Source organism: Streptosporangium amethystogenes (genome assembly GCF_000721075.1).
GTDB lineage: Bacteria > Actinomycetota > Actinomycetes > Streptosporangiales > Streptosporangiaceae > Streptosporangium > Streptosporangium amethystogenes.
Genome location: NZ_JOEQ01000004.1, coordinates 311,067 through 326,953, shown reverse-complemented (window position 1 = coordinate 326,953; position 15,887 = coordinate 311,067). Strand labels below are relative to the sequence as shown.

Annotated in this window: 14 protein-coding genes; 5 read left to right on the top strand and 9 right to left on the bottom strand. The window is 70.5% G+C overall.

Annotation, left to right across the window (positions count from 1 at the left end; translation table 11 throughout):
- Positions 1 to 88 precede the first annotated feature (88 nt).
- Entirely contained in the window at positions 89 to 1,054 is a 966-nt protein-coding gene (locus IG98_RS0106235; RefSeq protein ID WP_030906809.1) for a TIGR03557 family F420-dependent LLM class oxidoreductase, read from the bottom strand.
- Between the two features lie 77 nt (positions 1,055 to 1,131).
- Positions 1,132 to 2,469, bottom strand: coding sequence for an NAD(P)/FAD-dependent oxidoreductase (locus IG98_RS0106230; protein WP_030906806.1), 1,338 nt, complete (start codon positions 2,467 to 2,469; stop codon positions 1,132 to 1,134).
- 275 nt (positions 2,470 to 2,744) lie between these two features.
- On the opposite strand from IG98_RS0106230, the gene ctaD reads away from it, so the two are divergent.
- Positions 2,745 to 4,445, top strand: coding sequence for an aa3-type cytochrome oxidase subunit I (gene ctaD / locus IG98_RS0106220; RefSeq protein ID WP_157594177.1), 1,701 nt, complete (start codon positions 2,745 to 2,747; stop codon positions 4,443 to 4,445).
- Between the two features lie 7 nt (positions 4,446 to 4,452).
- Here ctaD and IG98_RS0106215 read toward each other — a convergent pair whose 3' ends face one another.
- Both IG98_RS0106215 and IG98_RS0106210 read right to left on the bottom strand, forming a co-directional pair.
- Complete coding sequence (locus IG98_RS0106215; RefSeq protein ID WP_037969456.1) at positions 4,453 to 5,268, bottom strand: MBL fold metallo-hydrolase; 816 nt, start codon at positions 5,266 to 5,268, stop codon at positions 4,453 to 4,455.
- 47 nt (positions 5,269 to 5,315) lie between these two features.
- A complete protein-coding gene (locus IG98_RS0106210) occupies positions 5,316 to 6,632 on the bottom strand; it encodes a carotenoid oxygenase family protein (RefSeq protein ID WP_030906796.1) in 1,317 nt (438 codons plus the stop codon).
- Between the two features lie 86 nt (positions 6,633 to 6,718).
- Between IG98_RS0106210 and IG98_RS0106205 the strand changes: the two genes are divergently transcribed.
- On the top strand, positions 6,719 to 7,312 hold the full coding sequence (locus IG98_RS0106205; RefSeq protein ID WP_030906793.1) for a PadR family transcriptional regulator: 594 nt from the start codon (positions 6,719 to 6,721) through the stop codon (positions 7,310 to 7,312).
- A gap of 49 nt (positions 7,313 to 7,361) precedes the next feature.
- Here IG98_RS0106205 and IG98_RS0106200 read toward each other — a convergent pair whose 3' ends face one another.
- Both IG98_RS0106200 and IG98_RS0106195 read right to left on the bottom strand, forming a co-directional pair.
- Positions 7,362 to 8,255, bottom strand: coding sequence for a serine/threonine-protein kinase (locus tag IG98_RS0106200; protein ID WP_030906791.1), 894 nt, complete (start codon positions 8,253 to 8,255; stop codon positions 7,362 to 7,364).
- A 25-nt stretch (positions 8,256 to 8,280) separates the two neighbouring features.
- Positions 8,281 to 10,224 carry an N-6 DNA methylase gene (locus IG98_RS0106195; protein WP_030906787.1) on the bottom strand — a complete coding sequence of 648 codons (1,944 nt, stop codon included), beginning with the start codon at positions 10,222 to 10,224 and terminating at the stop codon, positions 8,281 to 8,283.
- Between the two features lie 84 nt (positions 10,225 to 10,308).
- Between IG98_RS0106195 and IG98_RS0106190 the strand changes: the two genes are divergently transcribed.
- Positions 10,309 to 11,112, top strand: a complete 804-nt coding sequence (locus IG98_RS0106190; RefSeq protein WP_030906785.1) for a PP2C family protein-serine/threonine phosphatase — start codon at positions 10,309 to 10,311, stop codon at positions 11,110 to 11,112.
- A gap of 73 nt (positions 11,113 to 11,185) precedes the next feature.
- Here the strand turns inward: IG98_RS0106190 and IG98_RS0106185 are convergent, their stop codons facing one another.
- Complete coding sequence (locus tag IG98_RS0106185) at positions 11,186 to 12,016, bottom strand: phosphoribosylaminoimidazolesuccinocarboxamide synthase (protein WP_030906782.1); 831 nt, start codon at positions 12,014 to 12,016, stop codon at positions 11,186 to 11,188.
- Between the two features lie 205 nt (positions 12,017 to 12,221).
- On the opposite strand from IG98_RS0106185, the gene IG98_RS0106180 reads away from it, so the two are divergent.
- Positions 12,222 to 12,737 (top strand): ArsR/SmtB family transcription factor, encoded by a 516-nt coding sequence (locus IG98_RS0106180; protein ID WP_030906779.1) that lies wholly within the window; start codon positions 12,222 to 12,224, stop codon positions 12,735 to 12,737.
- A 195-nt stretch (positions 12,738 to 12,932) separates the two neighbouring features.
- Here the strand turns inward: IG98_RS0106180 and IG98_RS0106175 are convergent, their stop codons facing one another.
- Together IG98_RS0106175 and IG98_RS54575 are read right to left on the bottom strand one after the other, a co-directional pair.
- A complete protein-coding gene (locus tag IG98_RS0106175) occupies positions 12,933 to 13,298 on the bottom strand; it encodes a YybH family protein (RefSeq protein ID WP_030906775.1) in 366 nt (121 codons plus the stop codon).
- 126 nt (positions 13,299 to 13,424) lie between these two features.
- Complete coding sequence (locus IG98_RS54575; RefSeq protein WP_030906772.1) at positions 13,425 to 15,119, bottom strand: methyltransferase domain-containing protein; 1,695 nt, start codon at positions 15,117 to 15,119, stop codon at positions 13,425 to 13,427.
- A 128-nt stretch (positions 15,120 to 15,247) separates the two neighbouring features.
- Between IG98_RS54575 and IG98_RS0106165 the strand changes: the two genes are divergently transcribed.
- The gene (locus tag IG98_RS0106165; protein ID WP_030906769.1) at positions 15,248 to 15,862 is read left to right on the top strand and encodes a helix-turn-helix domain-containing protein; all 615 of its coding nucleotides are present in this window, start codon (positions 15,248 to 15,250) and stop codon (positions 15,860 to 15,862) included.
- Positions 15,863 to 15,887 lie beyond the last annotated feature (25 nt).

Sequence of the window (15,887 nt, the reverse complement as noted above, 5' to 3'; positions counted from 1 at the left end):
GCACCGGTCTCGCCGCCGGGTGCGCCGGAGATCCGGTGTGGCCCCTGGACCGCCCGCTCCCCGCCGGGAATCACCCGGCCGGGAGCCGCTAGAGGCGGCTCAGGGCGGGAAGCAGTTCCTTCTCGGACCAGTCGAAGAACATGCCCTGGTGCTCGTGGCCGATCTGGACCAGGGCGATGTGCGTGAAACCCGCGTCGGTGTAGGCGCGCACCGCCTCCACCACGGCGTTCACGTCGGGACCGCACGGCACCCTCGCCGCGATGTCCTCCGGCCGCACGGTCTGGGCACTGGCGGCGAAGTTGACGGGCCCGGGAAGCTCGGCCATGACCTTCCAGCCGGCCGTCGACCAGCGCCACAGCCGGTGCGCCCGCTCCGTGGCGGCCGCCACGTCGGGGTCGTAGCAGATCGCGAGCTGACCGTAGACGGGCTTGCCCGCGCCACCCGCGTCGGCGAACGCGCGCACCAGGTCCGCGTCGGGGTCGATCGCGACCAGCGCGTCCCCGTGTTCGGCGGCGATGTTCCCCGAACGGCCACCGGAGGCGGCGATCGCCAGCGGGACGGGCTGATCGGGCAGATCGAACAGCCTGGCCGAGTCGACGTCGAAGAACTCGCCACGGTAGTTGACGTACTCGCCCTCGAACAGCTCCCTGATGATCTGTATGGCCTCCCTGAACATCAGGTGCCGGGTGTCGGCGGACGGCCAGCCCTCCCCGATGACGTGCTCGTTGAGGTTCTCCCCCGCGCCCAGTCCCAGCATGAAGCGGCCCTCGCTCAGCACCCCCATGGTCGCCGCCTTCTGCGCCACCACCGCCGGGTGGTAGCGCATGATCGGGCAGGTCACGTACGTCATCAGGGGCAGTCGCGCGGTGGCCTGCGCGGCCGCACCGAGCACCGACCAGGCGTACGGGGAGTGCCCCAGCTCCTCCAGCCACGGGAAGTAGTGGTCGGAGATGACCGCGTAGTCGAAGCCGACCCGCTCGGCTGTGACGACGTCCTCGACCAGCTGTCTGGCGGGTGTCTGCTCGCACATCATCGTGTAACCGATTTCTGCCATACCTGGCCCCTTACCCCGAGCCGGTAAGGCGTCGCCGACCGGGCCGAAGATCTCGTCGTCCTTTACGTTTCTCCCGCTCAGGCCCGCTGCGCCGGCTCAGGCTGCGGGGCGCTCACGCCGTGTGGGCGTTCGGGGGCGGCGGAGGTGAGCGGGACCTCCGCGCCGCTGACCATGCCCAGCTGGACGGTCTGGCGAGGCAGCACGAGGTCCAGCAGCCAGCTCCCGGCGATGCGCGCCCGGCCGCGCGGGACGGCCAGCAGGTGGTAACCCCGGGTCACCGCCTTGGCGATCATGCCCGACAGCGGCATGCCCAGCGGGTCCGCGGCGGCGGCGGCCCCGCCCAGGTCGACGACGAACCCCAGGTCGCTGTGCCGGTACGGCCGGAGCCGTCCGTGACCGTACGAGGCGGCGATGTTGCGGGCGGCACGTCTGCCCTGGCGGCCGGCGTGCTGGGCGGTCATCGCGGTGTACTCGCCCGGGCGGGTGAGGTCCGGCACCGCGGCCGCATCGCCGCAGGCGTAGATATCCGGATGTCCGGGCACCCGCAGGTACTCGTCGACGATCAGCCGCCCCTTCTCGGTCGGCAGCCCCAGTGCCTCCACCATCGGGTCGGGGCGCACGCCGACGCACCAGATCAGCGACCGGGTCGCCACGAACTCCCCGTCGGAGAGTTCGACGCCGTCCGCCGTCGCCTCGGCCACGCTCGTACCGGTGCGGATCTCCACGCCCCGCTTCGACAGCGTCCGGTGCGCGATCCGCGACAGGCGTTCGTCGAGCTCGGGGAGGATGCGCGGCGCGACGTCGGCGAGGATCCAGCGGACCGGCTGGTCACGCAGCTCCGGCAGCCTCCTGAGGGTGTCGAGGGTGAGCAACTGGCCCTGGGCCGCCACCTCGGTACCGGTGTATCCGGCGCCCACGACGACGAAGGTGCACCGGGCCCCGCGCTCCTCGGGGGACTCGGAGGTGGCGGCCAGCTCGATCTGGCGGATCAGGTGGTCGCGCAGGTAGAGGGCCTCGGCGATGCTGCGGAAACCGTGGGCGTGCTCGGCGACGCCGGGTATGGGAAGCAGCTTGTTGACGCTGCCGACCGCGATCACCAGGCGGTCGTAGCCCAGCTCGCGGGGGTTGCCCTCGGCGTCCGTGCACTTCAGGCGGCGCGCCTCGATGTCGACGGTGTCCGCGGTGGCGAGCAGATGCCGCACTCCGGGGTGGTTTCCGGCCAGCGGGATCGCCACCTTGCGCGGGTCGAGGATCCCCGCCGCGACCTCGGGCAGCAACGGCAGGTAGAGGAAGTAGTCGGTCGGGTTGATCAGGACGATCTCGATCGCGCCCTTCGCCATCCTGGAAAGGGTGCGAACCGCGGTGAAGCCCGCGAACCCTCCTCCGATCACGACGACTCGCTGTCGCTGGTCCATGAGCTGTTCCTTTCGACGCTCCGTATTCCAGCGGAGTGCCCTTTTCGCTCCCGGGTCAAGCACGGCGGGTGGTCCGATGTTGCCCACACGGGGGGGATGAGGTCCGGATGAGGGCGATTAATCGCCAGGTCAGCGCGCGGGCAAGATGGCGGAAGGGGGCGAGTGGGAGCGGCTTTTCCTGGGGATGGCGGGATGGAAGGCGGCGGGGATCGGATGCCGCGCCGGTTCGAGGATGGGCCGGTTCGTGGACGAGCCGGCTCCCGAGGGGATGGGCTGTGACGACCTCCGAGCAGTCACATGAGGAGCCGCTGACCTCACCACTGGCGCCGCGCAACCGAGCGCCGGGCTCACTGGTCGTAAACTGGCTGACCAGCACCGACCACAAGGTGATCGGTTACCTTTACATGATCACCTCGTTCGTCTTCTTCATGTTCGCCGGGCTCATGGCCATGATCATCCGGGCGGAGCTCATCCAGCCGGGTATGCAGGTGGTGAGCCTGGAGCGGTACAACCAGATGTTCACCATGCACGGCGGGGCCATGCTGCTGCTGTTCGCGACCCCGCTGTTCGCCGGGTTCGCCAACGTGGTCATGCCGCTGCAGATCGGAGCGCCCGACGTGGCGTTCCCCCGGCTCAACATGCTGAGCTACTGGCTGTTCCTCTTCGGCGGCGTCATCGTCCTGTTCGGCTTTTTCACCACCGGCGGTGCCGCCGACTTCGGCTGGACGTCGTACACGCCGCTCTCCACGGCGTCTCACTCCCCGCAGGTCGGCGGTGACCTGTGGATCGTGGGCCTGGTGATGGCCGGTCTCGGCACGATCCTCGGCTCGGTCAACTTCATCACCACGATCATCTGTATGCGGGCTCCCGGGATGACGATGTTCCGCATGCCGATCTTCACCTGGAACGTGCTGCTGACCGGCCTGCTGGTGCTGATGGCCTTCCCGATACTGTCCGCCGCGCTGCTCGCCCTGGAGGCCAGCCGCAGGCACGGCGCCCACGTCTATGACTCGCAGACCGGGGGAGCACTGCTCTGGCAGCACCTGTTCTGGTTCTTCGGCCATCCGGAGGTCTACATCATCGCGCTGCCGTTCTTCGGCATCATCAGCGAGGTGATCCCCGTCTTCAGCCGCAAGCCGATCTTCGGCTACATCGGCCTGGTCGGCGCGACCATCGCGATCGCGGGGCTGTCGATGACGGTGTGGGCGCACCACATGTTCACCACCGGCCATGTGTTACTGCCGTTCTTCTCCTTCATGTCGTTCCTGATCGCCATCCCGACGGGGGTGAAGTTCTTCAACTGGGCCGGCACCATGTGGCGCGGGCATATATCGATGGAATCGCCGATGATGTTCGCGGTCGGATTTTTGGTCACCTTCCTGCTCGGCGGGCTGACCGGGGTCATCCTGGCCTCCCCACCGCTGGACTTCCACGTGCACGACTCGTACTTCGTGGTCGCGCACTTCCACTACGTGGTCTTCGGCACCGTGGTGTTCGCGATGTTCGCCGGCTTCTACTTCTGGTGGCCGAAGATGACCGGCAAGATGTTGCACGAGGGGCTGGGCAAGCTGCACTTCTGGATGCTGTTCATCGGCTTCCAGGCCACCTTCCTGGTCCAGCACTGGCTGGGCGCGCAGGGCATGCCGCGCCGCTACGGCGACTACAGCCCGATCGACGGGTTCACCACGCTCAACCTGGTCTCCTCGCTCGGTGCGTTCCTGCTCGGCGCCTCCACGCTGCCGTTCCTCTACAACCTCTGGTACACCGCGCGCCATGCCCGGAGGGTGACCGTGGACGACCCGTGGGGGTTCGGCAACTCGCTGGAGTGGGCCACCTCCTGCCCGCCGCCCCGGCACAACTTCACCTCGATTCCGACCATCCGCTCGGAGCGGCCGGCCTTCGACCTGCATCACCCGAGGATCGGGAGCCAGCCGCGCCAGCTCGACCCGACAGCCGGGCTCCAGGAGGAGATCTGAGCCGCGCTCAACAGGGGCGGCCGAGGGCGGTCCTGGTGGTCTCCTCCGGGTACGGTGACAGGCGCACGGCGTCGGCGGGGGAGAGCAGACCCGCCGCCACCCGCTCGCACAGGCGGCCGAGCGCGCTGATCTCCGCGTGCTGGGCCGCGGCGAACGCGCGGCCGACCGGGTCGCCGTGGCCGGGGACGACGACGCCGCCACTGCCGGCGCTGTCGCCGAGGAGGTCGAGCAGCCCGGCGAGGGTGGCCGGCCATTCGACGGGATAGGCGTCCTCGTAGGCGGGCGGGGCGCCGTTCTCCACCAGGTCCCCGGCGAAGACCACGCGGGCGTCCGGCACGTGGACGACCAGGTCGTTGCCGGAGTGGCCGCGGCCGAGGTGGGCCAGGACGACCGGGCGACCGCCGACGACCAGCTCCGCCCGGCCGGTCACCAGGTGGTCCGGCAGTGTGATCTCGGTGCTCGCGATGTCGTCGGCGACGTCCGCACGGCCCAGATCCCGGTAGTGGTGTGCCCACTCGTCCCTGGCCCGGCGGCCGTTGTCGGCCAGGTCGGTCCGGCAGCCCTCGTGCGCCCAGACGGGGCAGTCGAGGAACGGCCTGGTGCCGAAGCTGTGGTCGAAGTGCGAGTGGGTGATCGCCACCGCCCACGGGGCGGATGTCACCCGCCTGACCTCCGAGACCAGCTCGGCCCCCTGTCGCTCGTCTCCCCGGGTGTCGACCACCAGGCAGCCACCGTCGCCCACGACCAGCCCCACCGACAGGTCCAGCTCGGCGTACCGCCGCACCAGCACCCGGTCCGCCACCTCGACCCATCGCCCTTCCACGGGACGTATTCTCCCCGATCGCCGGCCATGGGGCACCGTGGAGGCGCTCAGACGTCGGCGAACCAGGAGCCGTGGAAGCCGGTGGGCACCCGGCGTGGCAGCCGCACCGTCGCCACGGACTCCAGCGTGCCGGCGTCCAGCACCCACAGCGCCGAGTCGTCTCCCGCGGTGACGACCGACATCAGCCAGCCGTCGTCCTCGGCGCGCTCGCCCTCGGCCGGGACGAACACCGCCTCACCCGTCGCGCCGCCGGTCTCCCTGACGTCGTTCGCGCCGGTCTGCGTGTCGTACTTGACGATCGCGTGCTCGGTCACGGTGTACAGGTAGCGGCTGGAGAGCCCGGTGCGCGCTCCGCTGACCGTGGGGAACTCGACGGCGCGGTCGTCGAGCCGCTCCTCTGTGGAGAGACCGCTTCCGGCGTCGAGCGTCCATCGGTGCAGGGTCGCCCCCTGCTCCGGGTTCCCCCCGGCGCCGGGGCCGGGGACCTGGTCCACGCCGCCGCTGACCCTCTCCCACACGCTCTGGAAGCTGCCGGGGGTGTAGCGGATCGCGTCGAGGACGATCCGGCCCAGCGCGTCCTCGTGGGCGTTGCCGACGTGGAAGACGTAGCAGGGATCGACGTCGAACCAGCGCACCTTCCCGTCGGCGCGTCCCATCACGCCGAGCCGGGCGCCGTAGGAGTCGTCCCACCGGTAGGGGATGCCGCGGTTCCTCATCTCCAGGTCGAAGACCACCGGCAGGTCCAGCCAGACCACGTGGTTCTCGGTGATCGCGAAGTCGTGCATCATGGTCGGCCCCGGGACCTCGATCTCCCGGCTCTCGACCAGCTCGCCGCCGGCGGACAGGCGATGGTAGGTGAGGTACGGCGGGAAGAAGCCGTAGCCGAAGAAGAGCAGCTCGCCGGTGCGCGGGTCCTCCTTGGGGTGGGCGGTCATGGCCGTGGTCAGCCTGCCACCGAAGTCGCAGGCACCGACGGTGTCCAGCCCGGGGGTGATCTCGTACGGCAGGCCGTTCTCGACCAGGGCGAGGAGCCGATCGGAGTGCCGGATCACGCTGGTGTTGGCGCTGACGGCGGCCAGATCGATGCCGGAGGGGCCCAGGAACTCGGCGTCGTCGGTGAACGCGGTGGTCCGCGTCCACCGGTTGCGGTACCACTCGGCGCGGCCGTCGCGCAGGCGGACACCGTGGATCATGCCGGGCCCGGCGAACCAGTGGCCGGGGTCCTGCCCCGGCAGCGGGTTGGGGCCGTTGCGGAAGTAGCGTCCGCTCAGCTCGGCGGGGAGGAGCCCCTCGACGGTCAGATCGTGGACGTCGATCTCATCGGGAACCGGGGCGAGGTCGCCCTGCAGATAGGACGGGGTCATGATCCCTCCTAGATATTCCACTAGTGACATGTCGAAGGTAAAACTTCTATGAATGACATGTCAATAGAGGAATGTAAGATGCCGTCATGAGCCTTCGACACGCGCTGCTCGGCCTGCTCTCCGAGGGTCCGGCGAGCGGATACGACCTGATGAAAGTCTTCGGTGTCTCGCTTGCCAACGTCTGGCCCGCCACCCAGAGCCAGCTCTACGGCGAGCTCGGCCGCCTCGCCGACGCAGGGTTGATCGAGGTCGTCGCCGAGGGGCCACGAGGTCGCAAGGAGTACGCGCTGACCGAGCCCGGCCTGGTCGAGCTGCGCCACTGGCTGACCGAGGTCGAGCCCGACCAGGTCCGCCGTAGCGAGATGCTGCTCCGGGTCTTCTTCCTCGGTGTGGTCGAGCCCGCCCAGGCGCGCGCCTACCTTGCCCGGCAGGGTGCCGTGGCGGCCGAGGAGCACGAGAGACTCAACCTGGCCCGCCCGATCGCCGACGGCCACGATCAGTTCTCCGTCTACGGGCGGCTCGCCCTGGAGTGGGGCCTGCGGGTCACCGCCATGCGGCGCGACTGGGCCGAGTGGGCCGCCCACGAGATCGAGGCCGCCGCCCTCGCCCAGGACGTCCCGGACGGGCAGGTCTCCGGCTGCCGGACACCGGAGGCCGGCCGGGAGACCGCCGACCGCTAGGACGCGCCCCCGCCGGGACGGTCGCGCGGTGACCGCCGGGCAGGGGCCGTCAGGCCAGGACCCGGCCGACCATTCGCGCGTACATCCGGCCCGGGCTCGGCACCGACGACGGGTGCAGGAAGCCCGGGAGCATCGGCAGGTCCACCGCGAAGGGCTGCAGCCGCTCGTAGAGGACGTCGGCGCCCGCGGGACGGTTGTCGGGATCCTTCTCCAACAGGTCGGCGACGAGGCGGTTCAGCTCGGCGGGGACCCCCGGAACCTCGGGCGGCCGCTCCTTCACCTGGCGCTCGAACACGGCGTACTCGGTGGGGCCGGTGAACAGCTGGCGGCCCGTCAGCATCTCGTGGATCACGCACCCGAGGGCGTAGAGGTCGCTGCGGGGACCGGACAGGCCGCGCTGGATCTGCTCGGGTGCCATGTACGACGGGGTGCCGAGAATCTGGCCGACCCGGGTGAACTGCGTCGAGTCGGCCTCGCGGAGCACGGCCAGACCGAAGTCGAGGACCTTGACGCTCCCATCGGGGCAGAGCATCAGGTTGGTCGGCTTCAGGTCGCGATGGCAGACGGACAGCGCGTGGGCCGCGGTCAGCACCGCGCAGGCCTGGGCGGCGATCGCCGCGGCCCAGGGCACCGGGAGCGGGCCGTGCTCGCTGACCAGGTCGGCCACGGTGACGCCCTCGATGAACTGCATCACCTGGAACAGCCGCTGGTCGAAGGTGCCGAAGTCGTACAGGACCGGTGCGCCGGGGTGCTCCAGCCTGGCCAGGATGCGGGCCTCGCGCAGGAAACGCCGCTTCAGCTCCTCGTCGGGGCCGGTGAGGAACCTCAGGAACTTGACGGCCACCCTGCGGTCGAGATGCCTGTCGTGGCCGCCGTAGACAGCCCCCATGCCCCCCTGGCCCAAAGGGAGGTCGTCGAGCACGTATCGGTCGCCGATGACCATCGACCCTCCCCTGGACGTGCGGGCATCACGCCCCTTGGTCGCATGGCCGGAGATGGCCGTCGACCAGTCCGTCAAAGCCTAGCCGGATCAGCGTTTCCCCCAGCGCCCTCGTCTCGCGCAGTCTGTCCTCCAGTTCGAACAGCTCGCGGAAGGCCGTTCCGTACATCCGCTGGTCGGACAGGGGCAGCATGGGAACCCTCGCCCGCCGCACGTCGAGGCGGCTGGAACTGGGATGGACCCTGGCCGCGTCGGCCGAGCGCAGGAAACCGGCCAGGAACCCGGAGTCGAGCCGCTGCGGGTCGACCCGGTACAGCGTGAGCTGCGGGCCGAGTGCCGCGCCGCTCTGGGTGATCACCCTGACCGCGCCGAGCACCGTGGTCACCACGTCGCCGGGCCTGATCATGATCAGTGTCGGGTCGAGGGTGGTACGGCCGGAGGGCGAGGCGCCCGCCGCGGTGTCGTCGGCGGTCAGCACCGGGAGGGGCCCCTCGTCCGCCGACATCCTCGGCGGCGCCTGCAGGATCGTGATCAGCCCCGCCTTGGCCAGCTCGCCGACCGTGGTGGTCGGCAGGTCCTGCCGCTCGGCGAGCAGCTCCAGGGCGGGAGTGGCCTCCGACAGCGTGGCCGAGACCGCCATGAAGCCGGCCAAGGCCTCGGTGAAGTCTCGCGGGAAGTCGAGGCCGCTGTGCTGCGGGCGGTGCCTGGCCGGGGCGAGGTCGACCTCGTCGTCGAGCAGGTCGATGATGCGCACCGTGCGGCTCTCGCCGGACAACTCGGCCTCGGGGTTCTCCAGGTACGCGCGCCAGACGGGCTCCACGACCGACAGGTCCTCGCCGGCGTCCACCATCAGCAGCTGGGACGGCGGGCGCCCGCCGTCGGGCCTGCGGAGTATCCACAGGTCGGGGCCGCCGGGCGCCAGCGTCACCACCGCCCGCAGCGCTCCCGCCCGGAGCAGGTTGCCGCGGATCCGTTTGCCCGGGCGCCGGCTGGCGGCGGCGGTGGGCATCAGGATCGCCACCAGACCGCCCGGCCGCACGCGGGCGAGGCAGTGCTGCACCCAGGCGAGCTCGGACTCACCGCGCGGCGGCAGGCCGTACTCCCAGCGTGGGTCGCCGGCGAGTTCCTCGTGACCCCAGACCCGTTCGTTGAACGGCGGGTCGCAGACCACGGCGTCGGCCACGTCGCCGGCCAGGCCGTCCTCGCGGAGCGAATCACCGGCGACGATCCGCGCCTCGGTCCCGCGCAGCAGCACCCGAACCGCGCTGAGCAGCGCGTTCGTCTCGTTGATCTCCTGCCCCATCAGGATGGTCTTCCCGCCGTCCGAAGCGCCTCCCCGCCGGGGCGTCACGGTGTCCGCGCCCAGCAGCAGCGTTCCGACACCGCATGCCGGGTCCAGGACGACGTCCCCCTCCCGCACCACCAGCCGGACCATGAGCTCGGCCACATCGTCCCTGGTGACCGAGAGCTGGCGGGAGTGCGCCTCGACGTAGCGCTCACACAGGAACTCGAAGACCTCCAGCGGGTCACGTTCGGCGGCCAGTTCGGCGACCAGCCGGACGAGGGCCAGATCGTCCAGGCGAAGATCGGCGGAGCCGGGGAGATCGGTCGTCACCTCGGCCATGCGGGTGAGAGACTTCGTACCATGATCACGCCAGGCGGTGGGCTCGCGGCGCAGGAACAGCAGGAACGCGCCGACCTTGGCCACCAGTTCGCCCAGTCTGAGGTCGTCGACCGAGGTGCGCATCCGCTGCCAGACCAGGTCGCCGAGCGAGACCTCGAAGGATTTGCCGTTCGCGCGCAGCCACACGGCGATCTCCGGCAGCGAGAACAGCGGGCTGGAGGTGGTACCGCCCACCGGCTGGGGAAAGTCCTCGTGGCGGCGGCGCCAGTTGCTCACCGCTGCCCTGCCGACCCCGGCAAGCCGGGCGATGTCGCCCGCGTTCACGGTGATCTCCTGGGACTCCTCCATGTTGGGCCACAGTAGTTGACTGTGCCGCAACGGTCTACAACGTCTTTGCTTGTGAAGTGCTTCAACCAATGATTTACTGCCTTCATGGCACTGAACCAACCACTGGCACTGCGCTACGCGGCCCGCTCCGATGTGGGGGTCCGCCGTGAGGCGAACGAGGATTCGGGCTACGCGAGCGCGCGCCTGCTCGCCATAGCGGACGGCATGGGTGGTCATGCGGGTGGAGAGGTCGCCAGCTCACTTGCCGTCACCGCCATGGCGGCACTGGACGACACCCTTCCCACCGGCGGTGTCGACCTGCTCGCCGCGCTCAAGGGCGCCGCCAGGGATGTCAACCACACACTGCGCGACATGAGCGAGCAGGATCCCACGCTCCGCGGCATGGGCACCACCCTGACCGCCATGCTCTGGGACGGCGCCACCTTCGCCCTGGCCCACGTCGGAGACTCCCGGGCCTACATGCTGCGCGACGGCGCCCTTTACCAGATAACCCATGACCACACCCTGGTCCAGTCGCTGGTGGACGAGGGGCGGATCACCCCTGAGCAGGCCGCGGAGCACCCGCGCCGGTCAATGGTGCTGCGGGTCCTTGAGGGCACCGGTGACGGTGAGCTGGACCTGTCGCTGCGCGAGGCCTACCCGGAGGACCGCTACCTGCTCTGCTCCGACGGCCTGACCGCCGTGGTCGGTCCCGAGACCCTGTTCAACACGCTGACCGAGATCTCCGACCCCGACGAGGCGGCTCGCTGGCTCATCGACCTCGCCAACCGGGGCGGCGGCCCCGACAACATCACCTGCATCGTGGCCGACTTCGGGGCGCCCACCGGTTCCACCCCGGTGGAACCGGCCATCGTGGGCGCCGCGGTCGAGAGGAAACTCTCCCTGTAGGGAATCCGGTGCCCGGGGAAGCCGGCGTTCGTACGCTTCGATGTGGCGTGCCCGTTCAGGGCGTCGGGCTCCCCTACCAGGTTCTGCCGGTGATGCGTTCGTACGCCTCGATGTAGCGCGCCCGGGTGACCTCCACGACCTCGGCGGGGACCTCAGGAGCGGGTTCCTTCTTGTCCCAGCCCGTGCCGGTCGCCCAGTCACGCACGTACTGCTTGTCGAAGGAGAACTGCGCGTGGCCGGGCTCCCACCGGTCGGCGGGCCAGAAGCGGGAGGAGTCGGAGGTCAGCACCTCGTCGCCGAGCACGAGCACGCCCTCGGAGTCCCAGCCCAGCTCGATCTTGGTGTCGGCGATGATGACGCCCCGCTCCGCGGCGAGTTCGGAGCCCCGCCGGTAGATCTCCAGCGTGATCCGCCGGAACTCCTCGGCGACCTCGGCGCCCTCCAGGGCGACCACCTCGTCGAAGGAGATGGGCTCGTCGTGCTGCCCGAGGGGTGCCTTGGTGGACGGGGTGAAGATCGGCTCGGGGAGCTTGGACCCGTCCAGCAGGCCGGGCGGCAGCGGCACACCGGAGACCGACCCGTGCGCTCGGTACTCCTCCAGCCCGCCGCCGGTCAGGTAGCCGCGCGCGACGCACTCGACCTTCGCCATCTTCAGCTTCCTGCACCGCACCGCACGGCCCGCGAACTCGGCGGGTACGTCGGTCGCCGAGATCACGTGGTTGGGCACGATGTCGGCGAGTTGCTCGAACCACCAGAGCGAGAGCCGCGTGAGGATCTTCCCCTTGTCGGGGATGGGCGTGGGCAGGATCACGTCGTACACCGACACCCGGTCGGACGCCACGAGGATGATGTCCCCGCGGTCCTCGTAGACGTCGCGGACCTTCCCTGAATGAAGAAGCTTCACTGCTTTCCTTGCTCTCGCTCGACCCGGTCGCTGACCGACACCTGCTCACCGTATTCGACATCCGGCGACGGGCCGCGCCCGCCCTGCCGGATGACCGGCCCGGCGTTCGACGCATCGTGGGTTCGTGGGCGGAGAAGGCGAACGACCGGTCTCGCTCTCGCGTTCGGTGCTTTCCCAAGACATGTTGGAGATGTAGCATCCCAACATGCCCTGGGAAAGCGACGACCTGGTGCCGCTGCGGGCGCTGGCGAATCCGCTGCGGATCCGGATCGTATCGCTGCTCACCGGCGCGTCCATGTCGGCCACCGAGGTCGCCAGGGAGCTGGACATCGCCCACGCCTCGGCCAGCTACCACCTGCGCCAGCTCGCCGAGGCGGGGTTCCTGGAGCAGGTGGACGAGCAGCCGGCACGGGGCGGCCGGGGTCGCCCCCGGCGGTGCTACCGCTATGACCACTCAAGCAGGATGCGGCTGGACCGGTCGGGCAGCCGGCCGCTGTACGAGGCGATGTTCGTCGACCTCGCGCGGCGGCTGGAGCGGGCCCACGGCCGGCGCACGTCCATGGACGCGGAGGTCTGGCTGGACGGCCCCGTGTGGGAGGAGGTCGTCGGGCTGATCGACCAGGCGGTCGCCATGGTCCACGACAAGGCGCGGCCACCGCGCTCGGATGGCAGCGTCAAGGTCAGCATGACCGCCCTGCTCCTGGAAATGGGCGACACGTGACGCCCCGGTCTCCGCTGCCGAGCCCGTTGGCGGTGCTCATCGCTCCGGCTTCGGAAAGGCTCCGGTCGAGGTCACCACGCATTGCCGGGACGAGTGGCCCGTAGACGACCGAGTCCAAGCGTTGAGGCGGTACCGAGGGCCGGTCGCGCCGCCTGCCACTCCGGTGGCCTCACCCGATTCGCGGTGGTGGGTGGTTCAGTGGGCGGGAGAGACGAACTCGGGCTGGTCGAGCAGGCGTAGCCAGCTTCCGTCGGGCTGGCGCCGGACGACCTGCGCGCGGGCGCCGCTCCCGTCCTTCGGCGGGGTCGAGGTGAGGGCGATGTCGCCGCTGATCAGTGTCGGCAGGGGCTGCTCCGGCTCGAAGCGGGGACGGCCGGCCAGCACCTTCTCCCACAGCGCGCGGATCGCCTCCCGGCCCACCGTCCGGCCGCCGGGAGGGTAGGCCATCACCGCGTCCTCCTCGTAGAGTGCGGCGACTCCGGCCGCGTCACCGGCGTTGGACCGTTCGACGAACAGGCGGGTGATGTCCTCGGGCCGCATGGCCTTCTCGTACTCCGGCATGGATTCCTCCTGGTATCGGGTTTCGGCACCTCCCAGCCTGGCCGCCCGATGGCCAGAAGTCCAACAGATGGATCTACTGGTAACTAGAATCCACAGCGATGGGGTTGGGACGGCTGGAATACTCCGTCACGGGCGCCTGCGGGCTCGCAGGATGGCGTCGTGGATGGTGACCTGGCGGCCTTCGGGGTCGTCGGCGAGGCGCGGCCTGGTGTCGGTGACGAGGATGTCCCACAGGTCGGGGTCGAGGGAGTGCGCGACCTCCTCGGCGGTGAAGAACATGCCGGGCACATTGGGCCGGGGCATCGTGGTCTCCAGGTCCGAGAAGTGGTGGCCGACGATGAGCAGGGTCCCGCCGGGGGCCACCGCGGCGGCCAGCCGGGTGTACAGCGCCTCGCGCTGTTCCCCCGGCAGGTGCATGAAATGGGCGGTGACCAGGTCGAAGTGGCCCTCATCGGGTGCCCAGCTCGTCAGGTCGGTGTGCACCCAGTCGATCCGCCCGGCCACCTCCGCGCCGAGGGCGTCGGCGCGTTCGGCGCCGCGCCGCAGGGCGACGGTGGAGAAGTCCGCCGCCGTGACCCGCCAGCCGCGCGCGGCCAGCCAGAGGGCGTCGGCCCCCTCGCCGCAACCGACGTCGAGCGCCGTGCCGGGGGGCAGATCGGTGGTCTCGGTCACGAGCTGGGGGTTGGGTCGGCCACTCCAGACCGCGGCACGGGAACGGTAGCGCTCCTCCCACGCCTGCTCGCTGAACATGCCCTCGGCTGAGGCGTCGTGGTCGGCGTGCCGGTGAGCATCCGGTGATGCCGCGGTGGCGGGACCGTGGTGGTCGCCGGGCACCCGTTCGGCGTGGCCGGAAAGGGACTCGGGCCGCCGGCGGTGAGCGGCGACGGCGTGGCGGGTGTCCTCGGCGATGAGGTTGGCGTTGATGGCCGCGGCGGTGTTCAGTGCCGAGGCGGCGGAGACGATCACCTGCGCGCGCGGGTCCGCGACGTTGCCGGCCACCCACACCCCGGGCACCGAGGTGGCCCCGGCGGGATCGGCGGGTACGTGGCTGCCGATGAGGTGGCCGCCGGCCAGTTGCGGGACCGGCTCCAGCCCGAGGGAGGCGAGCACGTCGGCCCGGGCGGTGAAGCGCGGCGCGACCACCACGGCCTGGCAGGGGACGAGTTCTCCCGAGCGCATCCGGACGCCGTCGAGCCGGTCGCCGGTCGCCTCCAGGGCGGCGACCTCGCCCTCCACGAGGGTGACCCCCCGGGCGGCCAGCTGCTCGTACTCCTCATCGGTGGGCTTGGGGGCGGTGTGCAGGAACAGGGTCACCCGCTCACTCCACTGCCGGAACAGCAGGGCCTGGTGCGCGGCCATCGGGCTGTCGGCCAGGACGCCGATCGCCTGGTCGCGGACCTCCCAGCCGTGACAGTACGGGCAGTGCAGGACGTCGCGTCCCCATCGCCCGGCCAGCCCCGGAACGTCGGGCAGCTCGTCCACCAGGCCGGTGGCCACCAGCAGCCGCCGAGCCCGCACCTGCCGGCCGTCGGCGAGCAGTACGCGAAAGCCGTCGTCGCCCTCCAGTCGATGGGCCGAGGTGACGGTGCCGGTCACGATCTCACCGCCGTAGCCGGTCACCTCGGCGCGGCCGACGGCCAGCAGCTCGCCGGGGGGCGTGCCCTCGCGGCCCAGGTAGTTGTGCACATGCCCGGCCGGGGCGTTGCGCGGGGCACCGGCGTCGACCACCAGCACCGAGCGGCGCGCCCGGCTCAGGGTCAGGGCCCCGCTGAGCCCGGCCGCGCCACCACCGACGACCACCACGTCGTACTTCTCCCGCATCGTGTGCTCTCCTCTACTCGTCGTACGGCCATAGCCTCACGGCGGCCGTCTCGTTGCTGGACTATCCGCCCACGGCGACAGATTTGACAAATGCCTTTGCCGAGATGGCAAATAAGTAGGTGAGCCAAATGAGTAGCGTCAACAACGACACCCCCGCCCTGGACGGAGCCCTCGACACGGTCATCGACGCCGTGGGCCCGCGCCTGCGGGCCCTGCGCCGGCAGCGCGGTGCGACCCTGGCGCAGCTCTCCGAGTCCACCGGGATCTCGGTCAGTACCCTGTCCCGCCTGGAGGCCGGCCAGCGCCGTCCCACCCTGGAGCTCCTGCTCCTGCTGGCCCGAGCCCACCAGCTCCCCCTGGACGAGCTCGTCGGCGCACCGGAGACCGGTGACCCCCGCGTCCACCAGCGCCCGACCACCCGCAACGGCGTCACGTTCATCCCGCTGACCCGCCGCCCCGGCGGCCTCCGGGCGTACAAGATGATCATCCCGGCGGGCCGGCCCGGCTGCGGCCTGGAACCGCGGACCCACGAGGGGTACGCGTGGATGTACGTCCTGTCCGGGCGGTTGTCCCTGAGGCTCGGTGAGAAGGAGATCGTCCTGACCTCCGGAGAGGTGGCGGAGTTCGACGCACACCTTCCGCACGCGCTCAGTAATCTCGGGCCGGAACCCGTCGAGATCCTCAGCCTCTTCGGCCCCCAGGGCGAACGCCCGCACGTCCGCGCCCGCCCCTCCAACAGGTGAGTCGCCGGGTGCCGTACGGGTGCGC

Coding starts and splice junctions, on each gene's coding strand:
- IG98_RS0106235 (WP_030906809.1), bottom strand. CDS start 1,054: ATGGCAGAAATCGGTTACACGATGATGTGCGAGCAGACACCCGCCAGA.
- IG98_RS0106230 (WP_030906806.1), bottom strand. CDS start 2,469: ATGGACCAGCGACAGCGAGTCGTCGTGATCGGAGGAGGGTTCGCGGGC.
- IG98_RS0106210 (WP_030906796.1), bottom strand. CDS start 6,632: ATGACCCCGTCCTATCTGCAGGGCGACCTCGCCCCGGTTCCCGATGAG.
- IG98_RS0106205 (WP_030906793.1), top strand. CDS start 6,719: ATGAGCCTTCGACACGCGCTGCTCGGCCTGCTCTCCGAGGGTCCGGCG.
- IG98_RS0106200 (WP_030906791.1), bottom strand. CDS start 8,255: ATGGTCATCGGCGACCGATACGTGCTCGACGACCTCCCTTTGGGCCAG.
- IG98_RS0106195 (WP_030906787.1), bottom strand. CDS start 10,224: ATGGAGGAGTCCCAGGAGATCACCGTGAACGCGGGCGACATCGCCCGG.
- IG98_RS0106190 (WP_030906785.1), top strand. CDS start 10,309: ATGGCACTGAACCAACCACTGGCACTGCGCTACGCGGCCCGCTCCGAT.
- IG98_RS0106180 (WP_030906779.1), top strand. CDS start 12,222: ATGCCCTGGGAAAGCGACGACCTGGTGCCGCTGCGGGCGCTGGCGAAT.
- IG98_RS0106175 (WP_030906775.1), bottom strand. CDS start 13,298: ATGCCGGAGTACGAGAAGGCCATGCGGCCCGAGGACATCACCCGCCTG.
- IG98_RS54575 (WP_030906772.1), bottom strand. CDS start 15,119: ATGCGGGAGAAGTACGACGTGGTGGTCGTCGGTGGTGGCGCGGCCGGG.
- IG98_RS0106165 (WP_030906769.1), top strand. CDS start 15,248: ATGAGTAGCGTCAACAACGACACCCCCGCCCTGGACGGAGCCCTCGAC.